Raw genomic sequence first — 24992 nt, forward strand, 5'->3', positions numbered from 1 at the left:
TATGAGGGAGCCGATATGGCGAAGGACAGTAGCACTTATTCCGATGCACTCGTTGGAAAGGATGTCCCAGTTCTTTTCAAGGACCAAAAATGGCAGGATCTTTTCGTGCTGAGCCCTAAGACTGCAAGAATTAAGCAGCTTGAGGCGGAGCTTATTAAGCTTGTGGCGACGCAGGAAAAGACCAGAGAAAAGATCAAGGATATCAAGAGGCTTAAGAAAAAGCTTCTTGGTGAAATCGTTGTACTTAGGGATGATGCGGATAAGAATCCCAAGCAGCGTAAGAAGATAGAGGCTGAGATTGATGATCACACCCGTCTTATCAAGGAATGTAATGAGAAGATAGAGGAGTGTGAGGACAATATGCTCGGTCTCCCTAGGGAAATCTATCAGGCAAATTTTAAGCTTATGATTGAAACCATGAATCTTTTCTATAAGAAGATGCATGACAACACCGTAGAAATAGATGCCATTGACGAGTGGGTATCTCAGGTCAGAGTCAAGCTTAAGAAGAATGTCATCAGATTGCAGGAAAAGGAGATAGAGAACTTTAACGTCTATTCTTACATGCATAACATTTTCGGTCCCGAGGTCATAGACCTTTTTGATCTTAAGTATGATCCCGATAAGCGACATCCAGTATTAAAAGCCGGTATGAAAGAACAAGATGGGATAATCGTAGAAGATGAAAAATTTACCGATAGTTGACAAGAATTCAAAATATGTTGTAAGCGCTGCCGAAATGAAAAGGTGCGATCAGACCACGATCGACCACTTTGGAATTCCACAGGATGTACTGATGGAGAGGGCGGCGCTTTCTATATGCAAATATGTAAAGAAGGCTCTTTTGCCATCCGGCAGAGTCCTTATTTTTGCGGGAAGCGGTAATAACGGCGGAGACGGAATTGCGGCCGCAAGAATCCTTCACCAGGAGGGAATTCAGGTTACGCTTATTCTGGTTAATCACAGCCTTCATGAAAAGGCGTCTGCCTCCAAAAGGTCTACAGCCTGCAGCGCTCAGCTAAAGATAGCGCTTACCTATGGCGTCAATGTGATCGACTTTGCTTCCAGCACGATAAATGCTGAGATAAAAAAGAGCGACGTAATTGTAGATGCAATGCTTGGAATAGGCTGCAGGAGGAATCTCGAAGGCGACTATCTGTCAGCGGTTTGCGAGATAAATTATGCAAGAGAGGACTTTGATGATAAGGTGCCTCATGTTATTGCTGCAGATATACCTACCGGAATTAATTCCGATACGGGACAGGTTCAGGGACATGCCATTTGTGCGGATGAGACAGTGACCTTTGGATTTCTTAAAATGGGCTGCGCTTTTTATCCCGGAGCTGCTCACTCAGGTGAAATCCATATCGTCAATGTAGGTATTACGGAAGCAGGATTCCTTGAGGATATGCCACTGTTTAAATACATTGATATTATTGATAATAACAAGGCATCAGGACTTCTTCTTCCGCCCAGGAATCCCGCAGGAAACAAGGGATCCTTTGGTAAGGTGCTAGTAGCTGCAGGAAGCAGAAAGATAAGCGGAGCCTGCATTATGGCTGCCGAAAGCTGCCTTAGAAGCGGCGCCGGAATGGTGAGGGTGTTTACCGAAAAGACTAATCTGTCTGCGATTCAGACGCTTTTACCTGAGGCTATGACCGATATTTATTCTGAAGAAGCCTTTGAAGGCCTTGATGATAATGAGCTTGAAGAGGATAAAGAGACACTTCTGAAAGCCCTTAGCTGGTCTGATGCTGTTGTATGCGGACCTGGCATAGGAAAGGGCAGCTCAGGCAGAGAGATACTTAAGCTTATCCTTAAAAATGCAGGCAATACACTTATCCTTGATGCTGATGCGCTTAATATAATTGCTGAGGATAACGAGATCAGAAGGCTTGTGTGTGATTATGAGGCTGATATTATAATGACACCTCATCTTGCCGAGTTTTCGAGACTTATAGGTAAAAACATACATGACAGCCGGAACTGTTTAATAGATGAAGCCATAAAACTTGCAAAAGAATTTCATGCGAGTATTATATGTAAAGACGCAAGAAGTGTTATTACCGACGGAGAAAGGAATTTTATCAATCTGAGCGGTAATGACGGAATGGCCACCGCAGGAAGCGGTGATGTGCTTGCAGGACTCCTTGGAGCCCTTGTGCTTTCAGGCTTTTCAAGCGCTATTGAGGCAGCTGTAACAGGAGCATTTCTTCACGGCTTAGCCGGTGATATGGCTGCTATTAAGCACGGCAGACAGGGAATGACCGCAAGAGATATATCCGGAAGCTTGCGTGATATTTTTTCCGGAAAAACTATTTAAAAAAGAGGCAATATTGTAATGCTGGACGAGTTTTCAAGAGTTTATGCAAAAATAGATCTGGATGCACTTTCTCAGAATGTTGAGAATATGTACAATTCACTTCCAAGAAACACTAAGATGCTGGCAGTTGTTAAGGCTGACGGCTACGGTTTTGGAGCAGTACCGATTTCCAGAATGCTTCAGAATAATGCTTATATATGGGGATTTGCTACTGCAACTGCAGAGGAGGCCTTCGAGCTTCGTGAGAATGGAATAAGTAAGCCTATAGTAGTTTTGGGCTATACCTTCCCTTATGCCTACGAGAGAATGCTCAGAGAAAACATAAGGCCTACTGTTTTCAGATATGATATGTTAAAGCACCTCTCGGAGCGTGTTAAAAAGAGAAGAGCTCAGGGCGGAAATGAAATATTCCATGTCCATGTAGCTGTTGACTGCGGAATGAGCAGAATCGGTGTAAGAACAGATGCCGATGGAGAGAACTTTATAAAAACAGCACTTGCAACAGAGGGTATTGAGGTTGAAGGCCTTTTTACACACTTCGCAAGGGCAGATGAGGCTGATCTTACAAATGCCCATTCCAGGTTTAAGGAATTTGAGGAATTCGTAAGAAAGGTTGAAGCTGATAATGATTTCAAGATCCCGATCGTTCACTGTGCTAACAGCGCAAGCATAATCGATATGCCTGAAGCACACATGGATATGGTAAGATGCGGAGTTACCATGTATGGCATGTGGCCCTCAGAGGAGGTCAGCAGGAATAAGATCGAGATAAAGCCTGTAATGTCTATGTACAGCCATATATCCTTTATAAAGGATATTCCTGAGAATACATCTGTCAGCTACGGCGGAACCTTCGTTTCCGACAGAAGAATGAGAGTAGCGACAATTCCTGTAGGCTATGGTGATGGCTATCCCAGAAGCCTTTCAGGTGGAAGAGGATATGTCCTCGTTCATGGCGTAAAGGCGAGAATCCTTGGCAGGGTATGCATGGATCAGTTCATGGTGGATGTGTCCGGAATACCTAATGCGAAGGAGGGCGATGAGGTTATTCTTATCGGACAGGCACAGGCGGTCTATGGAGATTCCGAGCCTGAAAAGATTACGATAGAGGAGCTTGGAGATTTGAGCGGTAGATTCAACTATGAGTTTACCTGTGATATAAATCACCGCGTGCCAAGATTGTACTCCATGGATGGTAAGATTCTTAAAGCCTTCGAGGTATAAAAATATGACGGCTATAGCTGAAGGATTATCAGCTTAGCCGTCTTTTTATTTCATTGTATTGCATGTTTATTTCCTGAAGGGCAGCTGTATCGCCGTCCATGTTATCGGGGTGATAGAGCTTAACCAGGGTCTTGTATTTTTTTGTGGCAGACTCTAAGGTGGTACAGCCTGCAAAGAAATTGAAGGCAGATATATCAGAGGATGTGTGACCGGGCTTTTCATGAGGATGATCTCTGCGACTGTGCCTGTCCTCTATGCGATCGTCATAGTATTCATCGAAATCATCGTCTTCCTCATCTTCATAATAATCTTCATCGGGATAATACTCGTCCTCGTCGTATTCTTCCTCGGGGTAATACTCCTCCTCGTCGCCATAATCCTCGTCATCATAATCTTCATCTTCGTCATCAGGATCTTCCGCATAGAACTCTTCAAGAGGACTTCTTTTTTCGGTTTTTCCAAAGGTGTCATTTTCAAATTCATCACGATGTCGGCGTAGCCATCTGTTATAGCTTCGTTCGTTCATTCGTCTGCCCATCTCGGGGAAGAGCAATCGGCACCTGGATGAGATGATGTCAAAGGGCGATTTTCCTGATATCACACATCTTATAAAGTACAGGACGAGATCCGCCAGTAGTGTAATGACAAAGACCCTGCCTACATATACAAAGGTTCCGACACCTACAAAAACCAAAAATAGCGGGATTGCAAGAATTAGCATTATAATAAAAAGCAGGAAATACATCAGAGTTCCACTGTACCCTGATAAAATCGATAAATAGCCCCGTAAGGTACTTACTATAACATCCTTTACTTCAGTGGAATCTATTTGTATAGGAAGAAGCGATGAAATAATATTCTCGCCTGCGATGACTTCTATGGTGAGGAAGCAGAAAAAGAAGCTGTAAACCACGGCAGTTACAGGAAGCAGCGCCAGGAACAGGCGAAGCAGCCTGAATAACTGACGCAGGAAAAACAGTATCATATCAAATATGCATTTAAATATCCAAATTAGTCCTCTTATGAGGAATTCAAAAAACACCGAAATCATGTATTCATTTTAACTTAACGAAAAAACGATGACAAGTACGGTTTCTTGACGGTATCCATGCAAAATGCTATATTTTATGTTGACGCTTTTTGCGATTTTTACGGTAAAGGAGATGGATATAAATGGACGATGGTGGGCCTACTGCCACTGCATTTTTATTGATATTTGTTATTGTCATTCTCATTGATATGCTCTGCTATGGATTTGGAGCTGCAATTGAGAATCTTAAGCCGGATGATCTAAAGCTCGGAACTGACAAGGATGATGATAATCAGTCAACTCTTCAGCAAAGAGAGAAAAAGACAGCTGAGAAGCTTGAGGAGATACTTGAATTCCCCGGGCGTTACATAAATACCATTCAGCTTCTGACACTTCTTATCAATATGTTGCTGGGTGTCATCTATATCAGAGCCTTGAGCGGTTTCACATATAAGCTTATTAGCGGCTTTATAAAGAACACTTTTCTTGTCCAGACTATTTCTTATATTCTGGCAGTATTGATACTTATGTATATAGTACTTACTATAGGAGTTCTTATACCGAGGAAGCTCGGTGCGAGATACCCTGAAAAGTGGGCATACTTCGGAGTCGGTGCCATTACTCTTATCATTAAATTCTTTAGTCCTTTTACGGCACTTATAAGACTCACAGCCATAGGGATTCTGAGGATATTCGGTTTTCACTGGGATGCTGATGAGAATGACGTCACCGAGGAAGAGATAAAATCAATGGTATCTGAAGGCCAGGAGCAGGGTGTGCTTCAGGATTCGGAAGCGGATATGATATCCAATATTTTCGAATTTTCAGATAAGCAGGCGCAGGATATAATGACCAACAGAAAGGCCATGGTTTGTATCGACGGAAATACTACTCTCAAGGAAGCTGTAGATTTCATGCTTGATATGAACAACAGCCGTTTCCCGGTTTATCTTGATAATATCGATCATATAATTGGTATACTTCATATAAGGGATGCAATGAAGAAGCTCTCCGAGCATACGGATGATGATACACCTCTTAGAAAAACAAGAGGACTCTTAAGATCCCCCAGAAATGTACCGGAGACAAGAAATATCGATAGCCTTTTTCATGATATGCAAAAGTCCAAAACTCAGATGGTTATTGTCATAGACGAGTACGGACAGACCGCCGGCCTGGTGTCCATGGAGGACATTATTGAAGAGATTGTCGGCAATATCATGGATGAGTATGATGAGGATCAGGACTACATCGAGGCCACATCAAATAAGGATGAGTTTATTATAGAGGGCAAAACGCCCCTTGAAGATTTGGAAAAAAAGTTTGGAATTGAGTTTGAGGATGCTAATTTTGAGACAGTAAACGGACTGCTTATTTCCAAGCTGGACAGAATACCCGAGGAGGGTGAAGACTTTACAGCTGAGATTGAAGGCTATTCCTTCAAGATACTCTCAGTGAAGAACCACATGATCCAAAGCGTACTGGTAAAGCGACTTGATACAAACAAGCCGGAAACTACCGGAGACGATCAGGAAAATAAAGATAATTAAATGTTTTTTTTAGGAGGATAAAATGTCAGGACATTCAAAATTTGCCAACATCAAGCATAAGAAGGAGAAGAACGATGCTGCAAAGGGTAAGATTTTCACAGTAATCGGACGTGAGATCGCAGTTGCAGTTAAAGAGGGTGGCCCTGATCCGGCTAACAACTTCAAGCTTGCTCAGGTTATCGCAAAGGCTAAGGCTAACAACATGCCTAACGACACTATCGAGCGTGGTATCAAGAAGGCTGCAGGTGCTGACGGTAACGTTGATTACCAGACACTTACTTATGAAGGATATGGCCCCGGCGGTACAGCTATCATTGTTGATACACTTACAGATAACATCAACCGTACAGCTGCTAATGTAAGAGCTGCTTTCTCCAAGGGTAACGGTAACATCGGTACTCAGGGCTGCGTATCTTACATGTTTGACAGAAAGGGTCAGATCCTTATCGATAAGGAAGAGTGCTCTATGGGTGCTGATGACCTTATGATGCTTGTACTTGATGCAGGCGCTGATGATTTCAACGAGGAAGAGGACAGCTTTGAGATCCTTACAGCTCCCGATGCATTCCAGGGCGTTGTTGAGGCTCTTGATAAGGAGAAGATCGCAACAGCATCAGCTGAGATCACAATGATCCCTCAGAACTATGTTGAGGTTACTGATGAGAACAATGTAAAGTGCATTCAGAGAATCCTTGATATCCTTGATGAGGATGATGACGTTCAGGCTGTATATCACAACTGGGATGACAGCGCAGCTGAGTAATTAATTACTAATAAAAATGGGGAGGCCTTGAGATGAAACTTAGGAAGACATGGATTGGTATTTGTGTCTGGGTGATTTATTTAGTGGGAATGATATTTGCCATAGGAGTTACCGGTTTTGTCTCGGGGCTTTTTCTATCTTATGACAGATATATAGTAGCAGGCGGTTCTCTTGCGATTTGCGTGGTAGCTGCTGTTATTATATGTCTTATCGGTAATAAGATCGGTGAAAAACTAAATGAGAACGAGAAAATAAAGGAATGGAAAAAGCCTGTATGGCTGGAAATTTTGGTTCCTGTTATTATCGCTGTGGTGGCATTTTTTGCATTTAGCCATTCATCACTTCTTGTAAGTGAGTTCTCAGGCAATTTGACGATTTATGACAATGCAACTGTTGCGATGTCAGGTGAGATACCACAGTATGCAACAGCTGCAGAAGCGGGATATGCAAGTGTTCTCAGGGTTATTATGAGCTTCCTTGGGAATTCTCTTAATGTTGCCTTTTCCATAAATCTTGCACTCAGAATTATAATGGTTCTGCTTTTGTATATTGCAGTCAGAATCAGTATCGGAATGCTCCCTGCAATGGTTTTTGGCTTTGTGACAGCTTTTGTTCCATCCTTTGGATACTCACTTCGCACAATTGACAGCGCTCAGCTTATTTTTACAGCACTGGCTTTTGAAACGTTTCTTGTTGTGCTGTATGTAAAAGGCTTTGAGCACAGAGTTGGTACCAGATGGTTTTACAAGGTGTTCAGTATTTTACTTGGCGGATTTATGGGACTTATGATCTACCTTGATGCTGCAGCAGCTGTACCTGTAGTATTTTTACTTTCCGCCTGGGCACTTGCTGATATTTACGGCGAGACCTTTGACGTATGCATAAATGAGATATTGCTTCTCCTGTCAGGAGTTGCCGCATTTATCGGCATGCTTATATGGGAGGGCGGCACAGGAAGTGTACCGGATACATATTACCGCTGGACCTGGAGATTCTACGGATATAACAACAGCCCCTGGCTGATTATGGTTAAGAATTCTCTTCCTAATACATATTTTGCATTTGCTATACTTGGACTTGCATTTATTCCTGCAATTTTGTATTTAACAAAGGAAAGATGCGAGAAGATTACACCATGGCTGATTTATTCAGTCCTTATGATCCTGGTTTCTGTATTCCTTGGAGAGACCGTAGCTAACAGCGAAGTAATGATAATTGCTGCATTTGTTATTCTTATCAGCTGCGGCTTTGCATGCTTTGCCTATGTTGAAGGTGCAGATGATATCATCGAGATTGATGAGCCTGAAGAAGAAAAGACAGAAGAGCCTGAACAGGAAGAAAAGAAGGAAGAGAAAGAAGAAAAGCTACGCTTTGTTCCTGAGGGTATGGTACTTCCCTTTGGAGATGAGGATGAGGAAGACCTTGTTCCTAATTTCAATATGAACAGACCCGAGATGGCTGATATAGGAGTATTATCCGTAGGCAAGAAGACAACTGACACAGTTGCAGAAGCTGCTGCGACAGAACCTTCAGAGCCCGAAACAGAAGAAACTGAAACGAAAGAGCCCGAAATAAACGAGCCTGTAGAGGAAAAAACTCCAGAAAAAACTAATGAAGAAAAAGACGATTTCGATATCACTCTTAAACCGGGTGATGACTTCGATATCTAAAAATATAAAGATAATTTTGAAAGGGATTACTGTTAATGAAAGTTGAAGAGCTTAGTACCTATGAAGTATTAGAGCACAGAAGAATAGAGGATCTGAACTCAGACAGCTATATAGTTCGTCATAAAAAGACAGGTGCTAAGGTTGCACTTTTATCTAATGATGATGAAAATAAGGTTTTTTACATCGGTTTCAGAACTCCGCCCAAGGATTCTACAGGTGTAGCTCACATTATTGAGCATACCGTACTTTGCGGCTCTAAGGAGTTCCCTATAAAGGATCCCTTTGTTGAACTTGTAAAGGGTTCCCTCAATACATTCCTTAATGCCATGACATATCCGGATAAGACAGTTTATCCTGTGGCAAGCTGTAATGATGCGGATTTCCAGAACTTAATGCATGTATATCTTGATGCTGTATTTTATCCCAATATTTATCAGACCAAGAAGATATTTATGCAGGAGGGATGGCACTATGAGATGGACGACATCAATGATGAGCTAAAGATCAACGGTGTTGTTTACAACGAGATGAAGGGTGCATTTTCCTCAGCTGATGAGGTTGTTTCAAGAGAGATAAGAAAATCTCTTTTCCCTGATACCACCTACGGAATTGAGTCAGGCGGAGATCCGGAAGAAATCTATAACCTGACCTATGAGGATTATCTCGATTTTCATAGAAAGTATTATCATCCTTCAAACAGCTATATCTACCTGTACGGAAATATGGATATGGCTGAAAAGCTTCAGTATATCGATGAGAACTATCTCTCAAAATATGACACTCTGGCTATAGATTCAGAGATAAAGCTTCAGAAGGCTTTTGATGTACGAAAGGAAGTTACTGGTCAGTATCCTATCCTTAACGAGGAATCAGAGAGAGATAATACATATCTCTCCCTTAACTATGCAGTAGGAAGCAGCCTTGATCCTAAGTTCTATGTTGCTTTTGACATTCTTGACTATGCACTTTGCTCAGCTCCCGGAGCGCCTGTTAAGAAGGCTCTTATTGATAAGGGAATTGGCAGCGAAGTATTCAGCGACTACGACAACGGCATTATTCAGCCTGTTTTCTCTATTGTTGCCAAGAATGCCAATCCTGAGCAGAGAGAAGAATTTGTAAGTACTATTGAAGAAGTACTTAAGGAGCAGGTAGCTAAGGGAATAGATAAAAAGGCCCTCCTTGCAGGTATTAACGCAGATGAATTCAAATACCGTGAGGCTGATTTTGGAAGATTCCCCAAGGGACTTCTCTATGGACTTCAGGTATTCGACAGCTGGCTCTACGATGAGTCCAAGCCCTGGATCAACATTGAAGCAAATGAGACCTTTGCTGCTCTTAAGAAAGAGGTTGAGACAGGCTATTTTGAAAAGCTTATAGAAAAATACCTGCTTCAGAACACTCACAGCACTCTGCTTGTAATGGAGCCCAAGAAGGGACTTACTGAGAAGAAGGAAGAGGAGCTTAAAAAGAAACTACAGACTCTTCGTGACAGTATGTCTAAGGATGAGCTCGAGACAATCGTAAAGGAAACAGCAGAGCTCAAGGCATATCAGGAGGAGCCTGACAGGCCTGAGGATCTTGCCAAGATTCCGCTTCTTACAATCGATGATATAAAGAAAGAGGCAGAGCAGTTTATAAATGAAGTCAGAACGTGCGGCGACAGAAAGATTCTTTTCCATAATGTATTTACAAACGGAATCGGTTATCTGAACTTTGTATTTGACATGATAAATGTTCCGGACAGACTTCTTCCGTATGCACCCATGCTGAAGACCCTGCTTGGACTTATGGATACCGAGAACTATTCATATACTGATCTGTACAATGAGATCAACCTTCAGACAGGTGGAATAAATGCTGCTATAAGCACATATACAGATTCTAATGATACAAGTAAGTTCGTAACAACCTTTGAGATATCAGCTAAGGTTCTTTATCCTCAGCTTGAAAAGGCCTTCGAGCTTGTAAGCGAGATTATTTTAAGAACAAAGTTTGAGGATAAAAAGAGAATTCTTGAGATTCTCGATGAATCCTGCAGCAGAGCAAGATCTGAGCTGGCCGGAGCAGGCCACCACAGTGCGGCTTTAAGAGCTCTTTCTTATGTATCAAAGTCAGCTATGATATCCGATATGGTTTCTGGTATCGGTGGCTACAGACTTGTTGAGGAAGTTCGCGAGAAGATCACAGATGACATAAACGCTGCTGATGACATTATTGATAAAATGACAGAGCTCTGCAGAATAATTTTCCGTCCGGAGAATCTTCTTGTAGACTATACAGCTTCTGAGAAGGAGTATCCCGGTCTCGAGGATAAGGTAGTTAAGTTCGCCGATACTCTTCATACAGAGGAAATCTCAGTTAAGGGATTTGAAATCAAGTGTGAGAAGAAGAACGAGGGCTTCCAGACAGCGGGACAGGTTCAGTATGTTTGCCGCGCAGGTAATTTTGCATCAAAGGGACTTAAATACGATGGTTCCTTAAGAGTACTCAGAGTTATGCTTGGCTATGATTATCTCTGGAAAAATATCAGAGTTCTGGGCGGTGCCTATGGCTGCATGAGCGGCTTTGCCAAGAACGGTGACTCATATTTTGTAACCTACAGAGACCCGCACCTTTCAAGAAGTATTGATGTTTTCAAGGAAGCATCTGATTATCTTAAGAACTTTGAGGCTGATGACCGTACGATCACACAGTTTGTAATAGGAGCTATAAGTGATATCGATACTCCGAAGACACCTTCTGCGAAGGGAGCTTACGGACTTACAGCCTACCTCTGCAAGGCTGATATGAAGAACATTCAGAACGACAGGGATACACTTCTTGCTACAGATCAGAATAAGATAAGAAGCCTTGCCGCATATGTTGATGCCTTCATGGAGGACGAGTGCCTTTGCGTTGTAGGTGACGGCAACAAGCTTATGCAGAATAAGGATTTATTTGGAAAAGTGGAGCAGCTTATTTATGCAGGAAAATCAGAACAATAATTTAAGTATGAAATGCGGCTATGTTACGCTCATCGGAAGACCTAATGTGGGAAAATCCACGCTGATGAATCATCTTATAGGTCAGAAGATAGCTATAACATCCCATAAGCCCCAGACAACCCGCGGAAGGATACAGACTGTTTATACGGATGATCGCGGACAGATTGTATTCCTTGATACTCCCGGTATTCATGAGTCCAAGAATAAGCTTGGTGAATACATGGTAAAGGTTGCTACCAAGACCATGGAAGAAGTTGACCTGATCTTATGGCTTGTTGAGCCCAGCACCTTTATCGGCGCCGGTGAGCACATGATCATAGATCAGCTAAGAGAATGCGGTAAGCAGGTTATTCTTGTAATAAATAAGATTGATACTGTTTCAGGAGAAGATTTAAAAAGCTTCATTGATGCCTATAAAAAAGAGATGGAGTATGCGGATATCGTGACTGTATCTGCTTTAAAGAGCGATAATCTTGATGAGCTTATGCAGAGAATATTCGACAGACTTCCCTACGGAGATCCTTTTTATGATGATGAAACTCTTACAGACCAGTCCGAGAGGGATATTGTAGGAGAGATCATCCGTGAAAAGGCGCTTAGACTTTTATCCGACGAAGTACCTCATGGTATTGCTGTAACTGTAGAGACCATGAAAACAAGAAGGGCTGCAGCGCCTGCTAAAAAGAAGAAATCCAAGCATGTTCACCCGCCAAAGAAAAATGCCAATGTTGCTGCAAAAAACGTTCAGGGCTCGGGTGATGCTCCTGATCTTGAGGCCATGCTTGCAGCTCTTAAGGGCGGAGCAAAGGATGCAGCGGATGTGTCTGATGAGACTGAGATCATGGATATTGAAGCTTCTATCATCTGTGAGCGTGATTCACATAAGGGAATCATTATCGGTAAAGGTGGAGCCATGCTTAAAAAGATTGGTTCACAGGCAAGAGTTGATATAGAAAAGCTTGTGGGCTGCAAGGTTAATCTTCAGCTTTTTGTAAAGGTCAGAAAGGACTGGAGAAATGACACAGTCCAGATGAAGAATTTTGGATATAAGAATACTAAATAAGCCCTCACAGGCTTGGAGGGCTGCCGGAGTTTTCCGGCAGATGAGGTTTGATACATTAAATGGTTGAGTTTACCACTGTTAACGGAATGATCATAAAGAGGGCACCTGTAGGAGACTACGATTTTGTGGTGACTATCCTTACATCCGAACGTGGTAAGATCACAGCCTTTGCTAAGGGGTCACGACGTCCGGGGAATCATCTTGCGGGTGTTGTAGAGCCCTTTTGCTTTGGGGAATTCAGGCTCTATGAAGGAAGAACTTCATATACAATACAGGAAGCCAGGATTTCCAATTATTTTGAGCATTTCAGAAATGATTTTAACGGCTCTATGTATGGGATGCTTTTCCTTGAGATAGCAGATTACTATACCAGGGAAAACAATGATGAGAGACAGGTTTTAAAGCTTCTGTATCAGTCACTTAGGGCATTGGAGTCCGATAGCTTTGATAACAGACTGGTAAGATGCGTATTTGAAATAAAAAGCCTTGTCATAAACGGCGAGTTTCCGGGGATACCTACAGACAGGACTTACGAGAATTCGACCGCTTATACTCTGGAGTTTATAAGAAGCTCTACTATTGAAAAGCTGTATACCTTTGCAGTTACTAAAGAGGTGCTTAATGAGCTCGATCACATCTGTGATATCTACAGGAAAAGGTTCATTGACAGAAGCCTTAACAGCTATGAAATGGTTAAGATGATTGAAGATAATTGAAAAAGCTGAAAAGGCGTTATATAATCATACAAGTGTGCATAGTTTTAGTACACTAAAGTGTATAAATATAAGAGGACTATTCTAGTGAAAAAAGAGTTTATGAAAAGCAGTGTGGCAGTAATATCTGTAATCATGACACTTTCCGTTTTGTCAGGTTGCGGTGCCGGGGGAAACACTTCAAAGCTTACTACTTCGTCTATTGAGATAAACAAGGACGGATCTGTAGTTAGTACAATTATTGATGACTTTGCAGAGAGCTATTACAATCTGGATGAGCTGAAGGAGATGACTGAGAACGAGGTAAATTCCTTCATAGTTTCAAAGGGTGAGGGCGCTGCGGAGCTTAAGAGCGTAGACCTGAATGATGGTAAGGTCAAGCTTGTCATCAAATTTTCCGATGTTGATAATTATGCGGATTTTAACAGCGAATATCTTGCCTACGAGACTGTAACCGATGCAGTGCTCTCAGGTCAGCTTGATGTGAATACTCTTGTCGATAAGGACGGAATAGCAATAGATCCTGATAAGGCAGCGGTTTTAAGCGATCAGCACGTGATCATAACCAAATCTGCCAATATAATCGCAGCACCCTATAAGGTGAAATATTTTGCAGGAAAAGCCAAGGCGTATAATAAATACATGGCTGATATGTCAGATAATGTTGATGGCGAAATAGCCTGCGTGGTTCTTGAAAAGTAAAAAATGAGCATTTAGCTCTGAATTATATATATAAATAGAGCATTTTGCTCGGAAAGAGGTTTTGGAATGAAAGCAAATGAAAAAACAATGGACAAAATAGTTGCACTTGCCAAGGGCAGAGGATTCATCTATCCCGGCAGTGAGATTTATGGCGGTCTTGCCAATACATGGGACTACGGTAACCTTGGTGTTGAGTTTAAAAACAACGTAAAGAAGGCATGGTGGCAGAAGTTCGTACAGGAGAATCCTTACAACGTAGGTGTTGACTGCGCTATCCTTATGAACCCTCAGACATGGGTTGCATCAGGTCACCTTGGCGGATTTTCAGATCCTCTTATGGATTGTAAAGAGTGCCACGAGAGATTCAGAGCTGATAAGATCATTGAGGATTTTGCAGCTGATAATGGCATTAAGCTTGAGACATCTGTTGATGGATGGTCACACGAGGAGATGGAGAACTTCATCAAGGAGCACAGCGTTCCCTGCCCATCTTGTGGTAAGCACAATTTCACAAGCATCAGAGAGTTCAACCTTATGTTCAAGACCTTCCAGGGTGTAACAGAGGATGCAAAGGACACAGTTTATCTTCGCCCTGAGACAGCACAGGGTATTTTCGTAAACTTCAAGAACGTTCAGCGTACATCACGTAAGAAGGTTCCTTTTGGTATCTGCCAGATTGGTAAGAGCTTCCGTAACGAGATCACACCCGGTAACTTCACATTCCGTACAAGAGAGTTCGAGCAGATGGAGCTTGAGTTCTTCTGCAAACCCGGAACACAGACAGAGTGGTTTGAATACTGGAGAAAGACATGCTATGAGTGGCTTCTTTCACTTGGTATCAAGGAAGAGAACTTAAGACTTCGTGACCATGATCCGGAAGAGCTTTCATTCTACAGTGATCACACTACAGATATTGAGTATGCATTCCCCTTCACAGATTGGGGTGAGCTTTGGGGTATTGCTTCCAGAACTGATTATGACCTTACAAGACACCAGGAGACATCCGGTGAGCCTATGGATTACTTCGATGATGAAGCTAAGGAGAAGTACATTCCTTACGTTGTTGAGCCTTCACTTGGTGCTGACCGTGTGACACTTGCATTCCTTTGCGAGGCTTATGACGAGGAGAATCTTGGAACAGAAGAGGCACCTGATATGCGTACAGTTCTTCGTTTCCATCCTGCACTTGCTCCTGTTAAGATTGGTATCCTTCCTCTTTCAAAGAAGCTTAACGAGGGTGCAGAGAAGATCTATGCTCAGCTTTCAAAGAAGTACAACTGTGAGTTCGACGACAGAGGTAACATTGGTAAGAGATACAGAAGACAGGATGAGATCGGTACTCCTTTCTGCATCACTTATGACTTTGATTCAGAGACAGACGGAAAGGTAACTGTAAGATTCCGTGACAGCATGGAGCAGGAGAGAATCGCTATCGATGAGCTCGAGGCATTCTTCTCAGATAAATTCGACTTCTAAAACAAAAGAAATATAAATCCCTGCCTTCTTCCCCGGGAAGAAGGTGCCCATAGGGATGAGGGTTACAAAGGAGTATAAAGATGAAACAATTTACAGCTAACGAACTGCGCAAGGCTTGGAAGCAGTTTTATATAGAGCGTGGACATGTAGACTGTGGCGCTGTATCACTTGTATCCGACGGATCAACAGGTGTTATGTTCAACGTTGCAGGAATGCAGCCTCTTATGCCTTATCTTCTTGGTAAGAAGCATCCTCTCGGAACAAGACTTTGCAACGTTCAGGGATGTGTTCGTACCAATGATATCGATTCTGTAGGTGATAAGAGCCACGGTACATTCTTCGAGATGATGGGAAGCTGGTCACTTGGGGACTACTTCAAAAAAGAGCGTTGCCAGTGGAGCTTTGAGCTTCTTACACAGCTTTTTGGCTTTGATGCTGATCACCTTGCTGCAACTGTTTTTGCAGGTGATGAGAATGCACCCAGAGATGAAGAGGGCGCTAAATATCGTATTGAGTCAGGTTTTAAGCCTGAGAATATATTCTATCTTCCTGCTGAGGATAACTGGTGGGGACTTGAATATGGTCCCTGTGGTCCTGACAGTGAGATGTTCTACGTAAAGGATGTTCCGGATTGCGGTCCTGACTGTGGCCCCGGATGTCACTGCGGAAAATATACTGAGATTGGTAATGACGTATTCATGCAGTATGAGAAGCACCATGACGGCCACCTCACACCTCTTTCTCAGAAGAACGTTGATACAGGTTGGGGACTTGAGCGTATTCTTGCTTTCCTTAACGGCGTTGATGATGTTTACAAGATCGATCTTCACGCTCCTGTAATCGCTTATATCGAAAAAGAGAGCGGAATTAAGTATGAGGCAGATGAGAAGACTACAAGATCAATGAGAATTCTCGCTGACCATACCCGTACTTCTATCATGCTTATCGGAGATGAGGCTAAGCTTCTTCCTTCAAATACAGGTGCAGGATATATCCTCAGAAGACTTATCCGCCGTGCTGTAAGACATGCAAGAACTCTTGGTCTTAACAAGGAGCAGATCCTTGGCGTAGCTAAGATTTATATTGATGAGTATAAAGAGAGCTATGAGCATCTTAACAAGAATCAGAAGTTCGTTCTTACTGAGCTTGAGAGAGAGATCACCCGTTTCGAGTCAACTCTTGAGAATGGTATGAAGGAGTTCAAGAAGATACTTGATCAGACCTCTGCTAATGGCAAGAAGGAGATCACAGGAAAGGATGCATTCTTCCTTTATGATACATTTGGATTCCCTGTAGAGCTCACAGTTGAGCTTGCTCAGGAGGAAGGCTTTACTGTTGATGAGAAGGGCTTTGCTGCTTCCATGGAAGAGCAGAAGCAGAAGGCTAGAGATAATCAGAACTTCTCTGCAAAGCTTTCAACAGGCGTAGGTGTATTCGACGAGCTTGATGAGTCTGTAACTACTGAATTCCTTGGTTATGAAGCTCTTGAGTGTGAGGGCACAGTTGTTGCTATGGCAGGAGCTGAGGCACTTGCTGATGAGCTTACAGAAGGCCAGGAAGGAACAATCATCACAGATAAGACTACATTTTATGGCACAATGGGTGGTCAGGTAGGCGATATCGGTGAGATCCTTGGAGCAAACGGCGCTAAGTTTGTTGTTTCAGAGGCTATCAAGGTAGCAGGCGGAAGAACCGCTCACGTTGGTAAGGTTGTAAGCGGAAGCTTCAAGACTTCAGATAAGGTATCTCTCAATGTTGATACTGAGAATCGTGCTAAGACCTGTCGTAACCACTCAGCTACTCACCTTCTTCAGAAGGCACTTCAGGAGGTTCTCGGTGATGGCGTAGAGCAGGCCGGTTCTTATCAGGATCCTGACAAGACAAGATTCGACTTCAGTTATCATCAGGCTATGACCGCTGATGAGATTCAGAAGGTTGAAGAGATTGTTAATACAAAGATCTTAGAGGCACTTCCTGTTGATACAAAGGTTATGTCTATTGAAGAAGCAAAGAAGACAGGAGCTATGGCTCTGTTCGGTGAGAAGTATGGCGAGACAGTAAGGGTTGTAAACATGGGCGACTTCTCAATCGAGCTTTGTGGTGGTACTCATGTAGCAAATACAAGCCACATCGGTCTTTTCAAGATCCTTTCCGAGAGCGGTGTTGCTGCAGGTGTTCGTCGTATCGAGGCACTTACAGGAAACAACGCAAGAGCATATTACAAGAATGTAGAGGCTAATCTTGGAGAGGCTGCAAAGACTCTCAAGACAAATCCTGCAGATATTACAGCTCAGATCAGGAAGCTCCAGGAGGAGCTCAAGGCTCTCAAGAGTGAGAACGAGTCACTTAAGAGCAAGGAAGCACAGGCTGCACTTGGTGACGTTATGGACAGCGTTATCGACGTTAAGGGCGTTAAGCTTATCGCTCAGAGCGTAAAGGGCGTTGATATGAACGGGCTTAGAGATCTTGGTGATCAGCTCAAGGCTAAGCTCGGTGAAGGTGTAGTTGTTCTTGTATCTGAGAATGATGGCAAGGTTAATCTTATGGCTATGGCAACTGACGGAGCTATCGCTTCCGGTGCACACGCTGGTAACCTTGTAAAAGCTATTGCCGGAAAAGTTGGCGGTGGCGGTGGCGGACGTCCTAACATGGCTCAGGCCGGTGGTAAGAATCCCGCAGGAATTCCGGATGCTATCGCTGAAGCAAAGGTAGCGCTTGAAACGCAAATTAAATAATTTATTGTCGATATATAAATTATTTTAAAAAATTTATAAAACCCTTTATTTTTGTGCTTGACGGTTTTAAAAATTATGGTATAATCTATAGATGTTATGTGGATAATTTCAAAGCATAGCAAATAACCCAATCAGCCGTAAGGAAGGGTCTGAAGGGAGGGTAAGAGTAGAGAATGTCAACAGTTATTGTAAAAGAAAACGAAACTTTAGACAGCGCACTGCGTCGCTTCAAGAGAAGCTGTGCCAAGGCTGGCATCCAGCAGGAGATTCGTAAAAGAGAACATTACGAGAAGCCAAGCGTAAAGCGTAAGAAAAAGTCTGAAGCAGCTAGAAAACGTAAATATAATTAATAAAAACAAGTCCTTGGTTTTTATAAATCAAGGACTATTTTTATACTTTCATTAGGAAACAATATGCATATTTTTATATTAGTGCTTGTTATTGTGGCAATCATTTTAATAGCGATGGTGATCCGCCATGACATGACGCACTTTGTTATCAGGAATTATGAGATTCATTCTGATAAATTAAAAAAAGATGCTGTATTTTGTCTTTTGTCCGATTTACATGAGAATCTGTTCGGAGAAGGCAATATAGATCTGATGAATGCCATTGATGAGATTTCTCCGGATGCAATTCTTATAGCCGGAGATATGCTTACGGCTTATGATGAGCTTGGTGGCAGCCGCTACGATGAGATAGCTGAATTTGTCAAAAGGCTTTGCGCCAAATATCCAGTTTATGCTGCTAACGGCAACCATGAGACTAAGATGGATGTCCTGGGTGGTTACAGGAAAGAGGCGTATGAAAGTTACGAGAAAAAAATAAGGGAAGCCGGATGTGTTCTTTTGAGAAATCAGGGGACATATCTCGAGGATCTCAATATGGAGATCCATGGGCTTGAGCTTGATCCGCGTTTTTTCAGGAAAGTGGTTAGATTTTCAATGCCGGAAGGCCATATCGAGGAATCCTTCGGTGTGCCCTGCAAGGAACGCTTTCAGCTTTTGATAGCTCATAATCCTATTTATTTTGACAGATATAAGTTATGGGGAGCTGACCTTACGGTATCAGGTCATGTTCATGGGGGGATAATAAGACTTCCTCTTTTGGGCGGAGTTATTTCACCCGCTCTTGTTCCATTTCCTAAATATGATGGTGGCCTTTTTGAGATGGGAGATTCCAAGATGATCCTTAGCAGAGGGTTGTCCACTCATTCAATAAGAGTTCGTTTCAATAATCCGGGTGAACTCTGTGTAATAAGACTTATTGCAGATAAGAAATAAACTCAAGAGGAAAAATAATGGCACTTGAAGTAAAATTGCAGGTTTTTGAGGGACCTCTTGACCTGCTGCTTCATCTTATAGATAAAAATAAAATTGATATTTATGATATTCCTATAGCCATGATAACCGAGCAGTATATGGAATATATCCGGGCCATGAAAAAGGACGATATGGAAGTAACCAGTGAGTTTCTTGTAATGGCGGCTACTCTTGTAGATATTAAGTGTAAGATGCTTCTTCCCAAAGAGGTTAATGAAGAAGGTGAAGAAGAGGATCCCAGAGCTGAGCTTGTTGAAAAGCTCCTGGAATACAAGATGTATAAATTCATGGCAGATGAGCTTCGCGAGCGTCAGATGAATGCGGATACTCACATGTACAGGAAAAAGAATATTCCTGATGAGGTCATGTCCTATGAGGAGCCTATAGATTACGATACACTTTTGGGAGATGCCAATCTTGCAAAGCTCAATGAGATTTTCCAGGCTTTACTTAGAAGGCAGGAGGACAAGGTCGATCCTATCAGAAGTAAGTTTGGTAAGATCGAGAAGGAGTCTGTAGACCTGGATCAGAAGACTCTTTATGTAAAGGCTTACATTCGTGAGCACAAGAGCTTTAGCTTCAAGCAGCTTCTTGAGAAGCAGGGAAGCAAGGTTGAGATCATTGTCACCTTCCTGGTTATTCTGGAGGCGATGAAGGTCGGAGATATACAAATAGAACAGGATGAGACGTTTGGAGATATTACGATTACTTCCAACGTAGCAGCAGAGTGAGGGAGAAATGACTAAAGAAGAAGGAGCAGCAGCTATTGAAGCAATCCTCTTTACAATGGGGGATTCCGTAACAGTTGCGGCATTATGTAATGCGCTTGATCAGGACCTTAAGGATGTTCGTGCGCAGATAAAATATCTTAAGGAAAAATATGAGAAGGCTGACAGCGGAATAGGCCTTATTGAGCTTGAGGATTCCATACAGCTTTGTACCAAGAGTGAGATGTATGAATATCTTATAAAGGTAGCAAAGACACCTAAGAAAATTACTCTTACGGATGCACTTATGGAAACGCTGTCTATCATAGCCTACAAGCAGCCTATCACACGTCTTGACGTTGAGAGGATCAGAGGCGTTAACAGCGACCATGCAGTTAACAGACTTGTTGAGTTTAACCTCGTGCAGGAGCTTGGAAGACTTGATGCCCCCGGAAGACCGCTGCTTTTTGGAACTACAGAGCAGTTCCTCAGAAGCTTTGGCGTTAAGTCCCTTGAGGAGCTTCCTTCCCTTGATGCAGTAAGGGTTGAAGAATTTAAGCAAGAGGCTGAACAAGAGATAAATGTTAAGCTAGATATCTGATTTTTGACTTTGAAGAGCGATATTTTTTCACTCTAATAAAAAATGTATAAAAAGCGCAGAAAATAAGGACATGGACTATTCTCCATGTCTTTTTTTTGTGATATACTATATTCTGACTTAAGTTGTGGTTTTATACACTTAACATAATAAATTACGGAGGTGAAGAAATGAGTAGTTCTTCTCAGGCAAGTCAGAGAATTGTTTCTCTGCTTGATGAAAACAGTTTCGTTGAAATCGGCGCTCAGGTAAAAGCAAGAAGCACAGATTTCAATCTGAAGCAGACAGAGACACCCTCTGATGGTGTAGTAACCGGCTATGGCGTTATTGGCGGCAGACTCGTTTACGTCTATGCACAGGATGCATCCGTTCTCGGTGGCTCTGTAGGTGAGATGCATGCTAAGAAAATAGCAGGTCTCTATGATATGGCTCTTAAGATGGGTGCACCGGTAATCGGTCTTATCGACTCAGCCGGACTTCGTCTTCAGGAGGCAACTGATGCACTTAATGCATTCGGCGAAATCTATCGCAAGCAGGTTAGTGCTTCAGGGGTAGTTCCGCAGATCACTGCAATACTTGGTTCTTGTGGTGGTGGTCTTGCACTTTTCCCGACAATGACAGATTTTACATTTATGGAAGAAAAGAGTGGTAAGCTCTTTGTTAATTCTCCCAACGTACTCGAGGGTAACAGCGTGGAGAAGTGTGACACTTCATCTGCTGCATGGCAGAGTGGTGAGGCTGGCAACGTAGATGTTGTAGCTGATGAGATGACGCTTTACGCTCAGATTAGAGAACTCGTTTCAATGCTTCCTTCTAATAATGAAGACACAGAGAACTTTGATGAGTGTGCAGACGATCTTAATCGTGCATGCGAGAACCTTGATGGTTGTATGGCTGATCCTGCTCTTATGCTCAGACAGATTTCAGATAACGGAATCTTCTTTGAGACAAAGCGTGATTACGCAAAAGAAATGGTAACAGGCTTTATTAAGCTTAACGGAGCTACAGTTGGTGTTATCGCTAACAGAAGCGCTGTTTATGATGAAAAGGGTGAAGTAGCTGAGAAGTTCGATAATGTACTTACTGCTCATGCTTGCAATAAGGCAGCTGATATGGTTGACTTCTGCGATGCATTTGAGATTCCTGTACTTTCACTTACAAACGTTGCAGGCTTTGGTGCTACAAAGTGCGATGAGAGACATGTAGCTAAGAGTGCTGCTAAGCTTGTAGCTGCATTATCAGGAGCAACAGTTCCGAAGGTTAATGTAGTAACAGGTAAGGCTTATGGTAGTGCATATGTAATTATGAACTCCAAGGCTATCGGTGCAGATATGACATTTGCATGGCCTGATGCTGAGATCGGCACAATGAATGCAGATCATGCTGCAAAGATCATCGCTGACGGTAAGGATGCCGCAGCAGTAGCAGAGACAGCAGCTGCTTACGAAAAACTCCAGAACAATGTAGAAAGTGCTGCAGCTAGAGGATATGTTGATACAATCATCAACGCTGCTGACACCAGAAAATATGTAATAGGAGCTTTTGAAATGCTTTACTCTAAGCGCGAGGAGCGCCCTGTGAGGAAGCACACAACAGTATAAGGAGGAGCCTGACAGTGAAGCATAAGATTTTTGCTTTAGGTGTTACGCTGATCTGCATGCTGGGTCTTACAGCTTGTGGCAATAGTACACAGTACAACACTGTTGCCGGAAGTAGATACGATGAGACTTATTTCACAAAGGATTATCTTGTAAGTGTTGCCCAGACACTTGAGGATGAGTACTTTGAGAACATGTACTTACAGGGAATAACACCTGACAATTTTAAAGAAAAACTGGAAGACAGCTTTGATGAGTCTATGCTGGATGTTTTTGCGGCAGGCTATAGAAACTGGTACGATGCAATCGATGAGCTCGGCTTTAGCAGCAAAGAGACAATTGCGAACGATATCAGTGTAACTCATCTTGATGAATTCAAATACTATATCAACAAAGATGGCGAACTCATGGTTGATGCAATCATCGAGGGAACAGGAGATAATTCTCACACAGCTATTCTTGAGTATAGTCTTGACAGAAAAGGAATGCCGACTCTCATCTCAGTCAATGTAAATCATTCACTTGCTGAGAAGCTTAAGAGTGCAGGACTTAATACTCTTCTTGGTATGGGTATGGCGTTTACGGTTCTTATCATCATAGCTTTGGTAATCTCATTATTCCCGCTCATCAATAAGATGACTGAGAAGAAGCCTGAGACTTCACAGGAGATTACACAGAAGTCAATGGAAACCGTAACATCACAGATAGCTGATAAGGAAGAACTTTCTGAGGATGCTGAGCTTGTAGCCGTTATAGCTGCTGCAATTGCCGCATATGAAGGAAGCGCCGGCACCGACGGATTTGTTGTTAGATCTGTACGTAAAGTCGGTAAAGCAAGTAATTGGAAAAGAGCTTAATAATCAGAGCTTATTTTAGGAGGACATAGATAATGAAAAATTATACAATTACCGTTAACGGAAACGTATATGATGTAACAGTAGAAGAGGGTGCAGGAAGCGGCGCACCTGTAGCAGCAGCTCCCGTAGCAGCTCCCAAGGCTCCTGCAGCACCTGCTAAGAAGGCAAGCGCAGGCGCAGGCGGCGTTAAGGTAACAGCCGGTGCAGCAGGTAAGGTTCTTAAGATCGAGGCTAGTGTTGGCCAGTCAGTTAAGAAGGGTGACGCAGTTGTAGTTATGGAATCCATGAAGATGGAGATTCCTATGGTTGCTCCTCAGGATGGAACAATTGCAAGTATCGACGTTGCAGTAGGCGATCAGGTTGAAGCCGGCGGCGTTGTAGCAACAATGAACTAAATTTCGGAGAGACTCACACGGAGGTCGTTAAATGGATTACATTGTAAACACATTATCGAATCTCTGGCAGCAAACTGCATTTACAACAATGACACCTGGAAACTATATCATGGTTGTAGTTGCACTGATATTTATGTATCTTGCAATCGCCAAAGATTTCGAACCACTTCTTTTGGTGCCTATCTCCTTCGGTATGTTGCTGGTAAATATCTATCCGGATATTATGCTTTCTATCGAGAAATCATCGAATGGCGTAGGCGGCCTTTTATACTATTTCTACCTGCTTGATGAGTGGGCAATCATGCCTTCACTTATCTTCATGGGTGTAGGTGCGATGACGGACTTCGGTCCCCTGATCGCTAACCCCAAGAGTTTCCTTATGGGAGCAGCTGCTCAGTTTGGTATCTTTTCAGCTTACTTCATGGCTATTGCTATGGGCTTTAATGATCAGCAGGCTGCAGCTATTTCAATCATCGGAGGAGCAGATGGTCCTACATCTATCTTCCTTGCAACAAAGCTTAATCAGACAACAATTTTAGGACCCATTGCCGTGGCTGCTTATTCGTACATGTCACTTGTGCCGATCATTCAGCCTCCGGTTATGAAGCTCTTAACAACTGATAAGGAGAGAAAAATCCGCATGCAGCAGCTTAGACCTGTTTCCAAGCTGGAGAAGATTCTTTTCCCTATCATTGTTACAATTGTTGTAAGTATGATTCTTCCTACAACAGCACCTCTTATCGGTATGCTGATGCTTGGTAACCTGTTCCGTGAAAGTGGCGTTGTTCGTCAGCTTCAGGAGACAGCTTCCAATGCACTTATGTACATCGTAGTTATCATGCTTGGTACATCTGTAGGTGCAACAACAAGTGCTGAGGCGTTCCTTAATATCACAACTATTAAGATCGTTGCACTCGGACTTATTGCATTCGTTATTGGTACTGCGGCAGGAACACTGTTCGGTAAGCTCATGTGTGTTATCACTGGTGGTAAGGTTAATCCTCTTATCGGATCAGCCGGAGTTTCAGCTGTTCCTATGGCTGCCAGAGTATCACAGAAGGTCGGAGCTGAGTATGATCCCAGTAACTTCCTTTTGATGCATGCTATGGGACCTAACGTTGCCGGTGTTGTTGGAACCGCAGTCGTTGCCGGAACCTTTATGGCGGTATTCGGAGTGTTCTAAAGTGAGATAGAAAATCTATGATTTTCGTGATCGAACTCTGTTCCGGCGAAAGCTGAAAGCTTGAGAGCGGAACTTCCTTATGAAAATATTGAAAAGGAG

The 24992-nt window shown here is 42.7% G+C and carries 21 protein-coding genes; 20 read left to right on the top strand and 1 reads right to left on the bottom strand.

Features of this window, described 5'->3' with window-relative positions; all coding sequences use genetic code 11:
• The first annotated feature begins 15 nt into the window (after window positions 1-15).
• Genes G587_RS20725 through alr form a run of 3 tightly spaced genes read left to right on the top strand, consistent with a single transcriptional unit; the run spans window position 16 to window position 3547 of the window.
• Entirely contained in the window at window positions 16-705 is a 690-nt protein-coding gene (locus G587_RS20725; protein ID WP_051200441.1) for a hypothetical protein, read from the top strand.
• Window positions 683-2323, top strand: a complete 1641-nt coding sequence (locus G587_RS0100160) for a bifunctional ADP-dependent NAD(P)H-hydrate dehydratase/NAD(P)H-hydrate epimerase (RefSeq protein WP_026490565.1) — start codon at window positions 683-685, stop codon at window positions 2321-2323. Before G587_RS20725 ends, G587_RS0100160 begins: the two co-directional genes overlap by 23 nt.
• A gap of 18 nt (window positions 2324-2341) precedes the next feature.
• Entirely contained in the window at window positions 2342-3547 is a 1206-nt protein-coding gene (gene alr / locus G587_RS0100165; RefSeq protein WP_035785216.1) for an alanine racemase, read from the top strand.
• A gap of 28 nt (window positions 3548-3575) precedes the next feature.
• Here alr and G587_RS23925 read toward each other — a convergent pair whose 3' ends face one another.
• Window positions 3576-4532: a J domain-containing protein gene (locus tag G587_RS23925; RefSeq protein ID WP_051200442.1), complete on the bottom strand. Its 957-nt coding sequence runs from the start codon at window positions 4530-4532 to the stop codon at window positions 3576-3578.
• 188 nt (window positions 4533-4720) lie between these two features.
• Here G587_RS23925 and G587_RS20735 point away from each other — a divergent pair, with 188 nt between their 5' ends.
• The 17 genes from G587_RS20735 to G587_RS0100255 all read left to right on the top strand — a co-directional run bounded on the left by G587_RS20735 (window position 4721) and on the right by G587_RS0100255 (window position 24893).
• Window positions 4721-6127, top strand: coding sequence for a hemolysin family protein (locus G587_RS20735; protein WP_035785222.1), 1407 nt, complete (start codon window positions 4721-4723; stop codon window positions 6125-6127).
• Window positions 6128-6149: 22 nt separating this feature from the next.
• Window positions 6150-6890 carry a YebC/PmpR family DNA-binding transcriptional regulator gene (locus G587_RS0100180; RefSeq protein WP_026490567.1) on the top strand — a complete coding sequence of 247 codons (741 nt, stop codon included), beginning with the start codon at window positions 6150-6152 and terminating at the stop codon, window positions 6888-6890.
• Between the two features lie 32 nt (window positions 6891-6922).
• On the top strand, window positions 6923-8560 hold the full coding sequence (locus tag G587_RS0100185) for a hypothetical protein (protein WP_026490568.1): 1638 nt from the start codon (window positions 6923-6925) through the stop codon (window positions 8558-8560).
• A 35-nt stretch (window positions 8561-8595) separates the two neighbouring features.
• A complete protein-coding gene (locus tag G587_RS0100190; protein ID WP_026490569.1) occupies window positions 8596-11544 on the top strand; it encodes an insulinase family protein in 2949 nt (982 codons plus the stop codon).
• On the top strand, window positions 11522-12607 hold the full coding sequence (gene era / locus G587_RS26045; RefSeq protein WP_026490570.1) for a GTPase Era: 1086 nt from the start codon (window positions 11522-11524) through the stop codon (window positions 12605-12607). Before G587_RS0100190 ends, era begins: the two co-directional genes overlap by 23 nt.
• A gap of 59 nt (window positions 12608-12666) precedes the next feature.
• Window positions 12667-13323, top strand: coding sequence for a DNA repair protein RecO (recO, locus tag G587_RS0100200; RefSeq protein ID WP_026490571.1), 657 nt, complete (start codon window positions 12667-12669; stop codon window positions 13321-13323).
• Window positions 13324-13407: 84 nt separating this feature from the next.
• Window positions 13408-14022, top strand: a complete 615-nt coding sequence (locus tag G587_RS0100205; RefSeq protein ID WP_026490572.1) for a hypothetical protein — start codon at window positions 13408-13410, stop codon at window positions 14020-14022.
• Between the two features lie 66 nt (window positions 14023-14088).
• Window positions 14089-15498 carry a glycine--tRNA ligase gene (locus G587_RS0100210; RefSeq protein WP_026490573.1) on the top strand — a complete coding sequence of 470 codons (1410 nt, stop codon included), beginning with the start codon at window positions 14089-14091 and terminating at the stop codon, window positions 15496-15498.
• An 80-nt stretch (window positions 15499-15578) separates the two neighbouring features.
• Window positions 15579-18233: an alanine--tRNA ligase gene (gene alaS / locus G587_RS0100215; RefSeq protein ID WP_026490574.1), complete on the top strand. Its 2655-nt coding sequence runs from the start codon at window positions 15579-15581 to the stop codon at window positions 18231-18233.
• Between the two features lie 173 nt (window positions 18234-18406).
• Entirely contained in the window at window positions 18407-18583 is a 177-nt protein-coding gene (rpsU, locus tag G587_RS0100220) for a 30S ribosomal protein S21 (RefSeq protein ID WP_022755619.1), read from the top strand.
• Window positions 18584-18676: 93 nt separating this feature from the next.
• Entirely contained in the window at window positions 18677-19516 is an 840-nt protein-coding gene (locus tag G587_RS0100225; protein WP_242830005.1) for a metallophosphoesterase, read from the top strand.
• Window positions 19517-19533: 17 nt separating this feature from the next.
• Window positions 19534-20286: a segregation and condensation protein A gene (locus tag G587_RS0100230; RefSeq protein ID WP_026490576.1), complete on the top strand. Its 753-nt coding sequence runs from the start codon at window positions 19534-19536 to the stop codon at window positions 20284-20286.
• Between the two features lie 7 nt (window positions 20287-20293).
• On the top strand, window positions 20294-20863 hold the full coding sequence (scpB, locus tag G587_RS0100235) for an SMC-Scp complex subunit ScpB (RefSeq protein WP_026490577.1): 570 nt from the start codon (window positions 20294-20296) through the stop codon (window positions 20861-20863).
• A gap of 167 nt (window positions 20864-21030) precedes the next feature.
• The gene (locus tag G587_RS0100240) at window positions 21031-22461 is read left to right on the top strand and encodes an acyl-CoA carboxylase subunit beta (RefSeq protein ID WP_026490578.1); all 1431 of its coding nucleotides are present in this window, start codon (window positions 21031-21033) and stop codon (window positions 22459-22461) included.
• A gap of 14 nt (window positions 22462-22475) precedes the next feature.
• The gene (locus tag G587_RS23930) at window positions 22476-23315 is read left to right on the top strand and encodes an OadG family protein (RefSeq protein ID WP_051200444.1); all 840 of its coding nucleotides are present in this window, start codon (window positions 22476-22478) and stop codon (window positions 23313-23315) included.
• 32 nt (window positions 23316-23347) lie between these two features.
• The gene (locus tag G587_RS0100250; RefSeq protein WP_026490579.1) at window positions 23348-23710 is read left to right on the top strand and encodes a biotin/lipoyl-containing protein; all 363 of its coding nucleotides are present in this window, start codon (window positions 23348-23350) and stop codon (window positions 23708-23710) included.
• Window positions 23711-23741: 31 nt separating this feature from the next.
• Entirely contained in the window at window positions 23742-24893 is a 1152-nt protein-coding gene (locus G587_RS0100255) for a sodium ion-translocating decarboxylase subunit beta (RefSeq protein WP_026490580.1), read from the top strand.
• Window positions 24894-24992: the final 99 nt, after the last annotated feature.

Origin of the sequence: Butyrivibrio sp. XPD2002 (assembly GCF_000423945.1) — a bacterium.
In the GTDB taxonomy this organism is placed as follows: domain Bacteria; phylum Bacillota; class Clostridia; order Lachnospirales; family Lachnospiraceae; genus Butyrivibrio.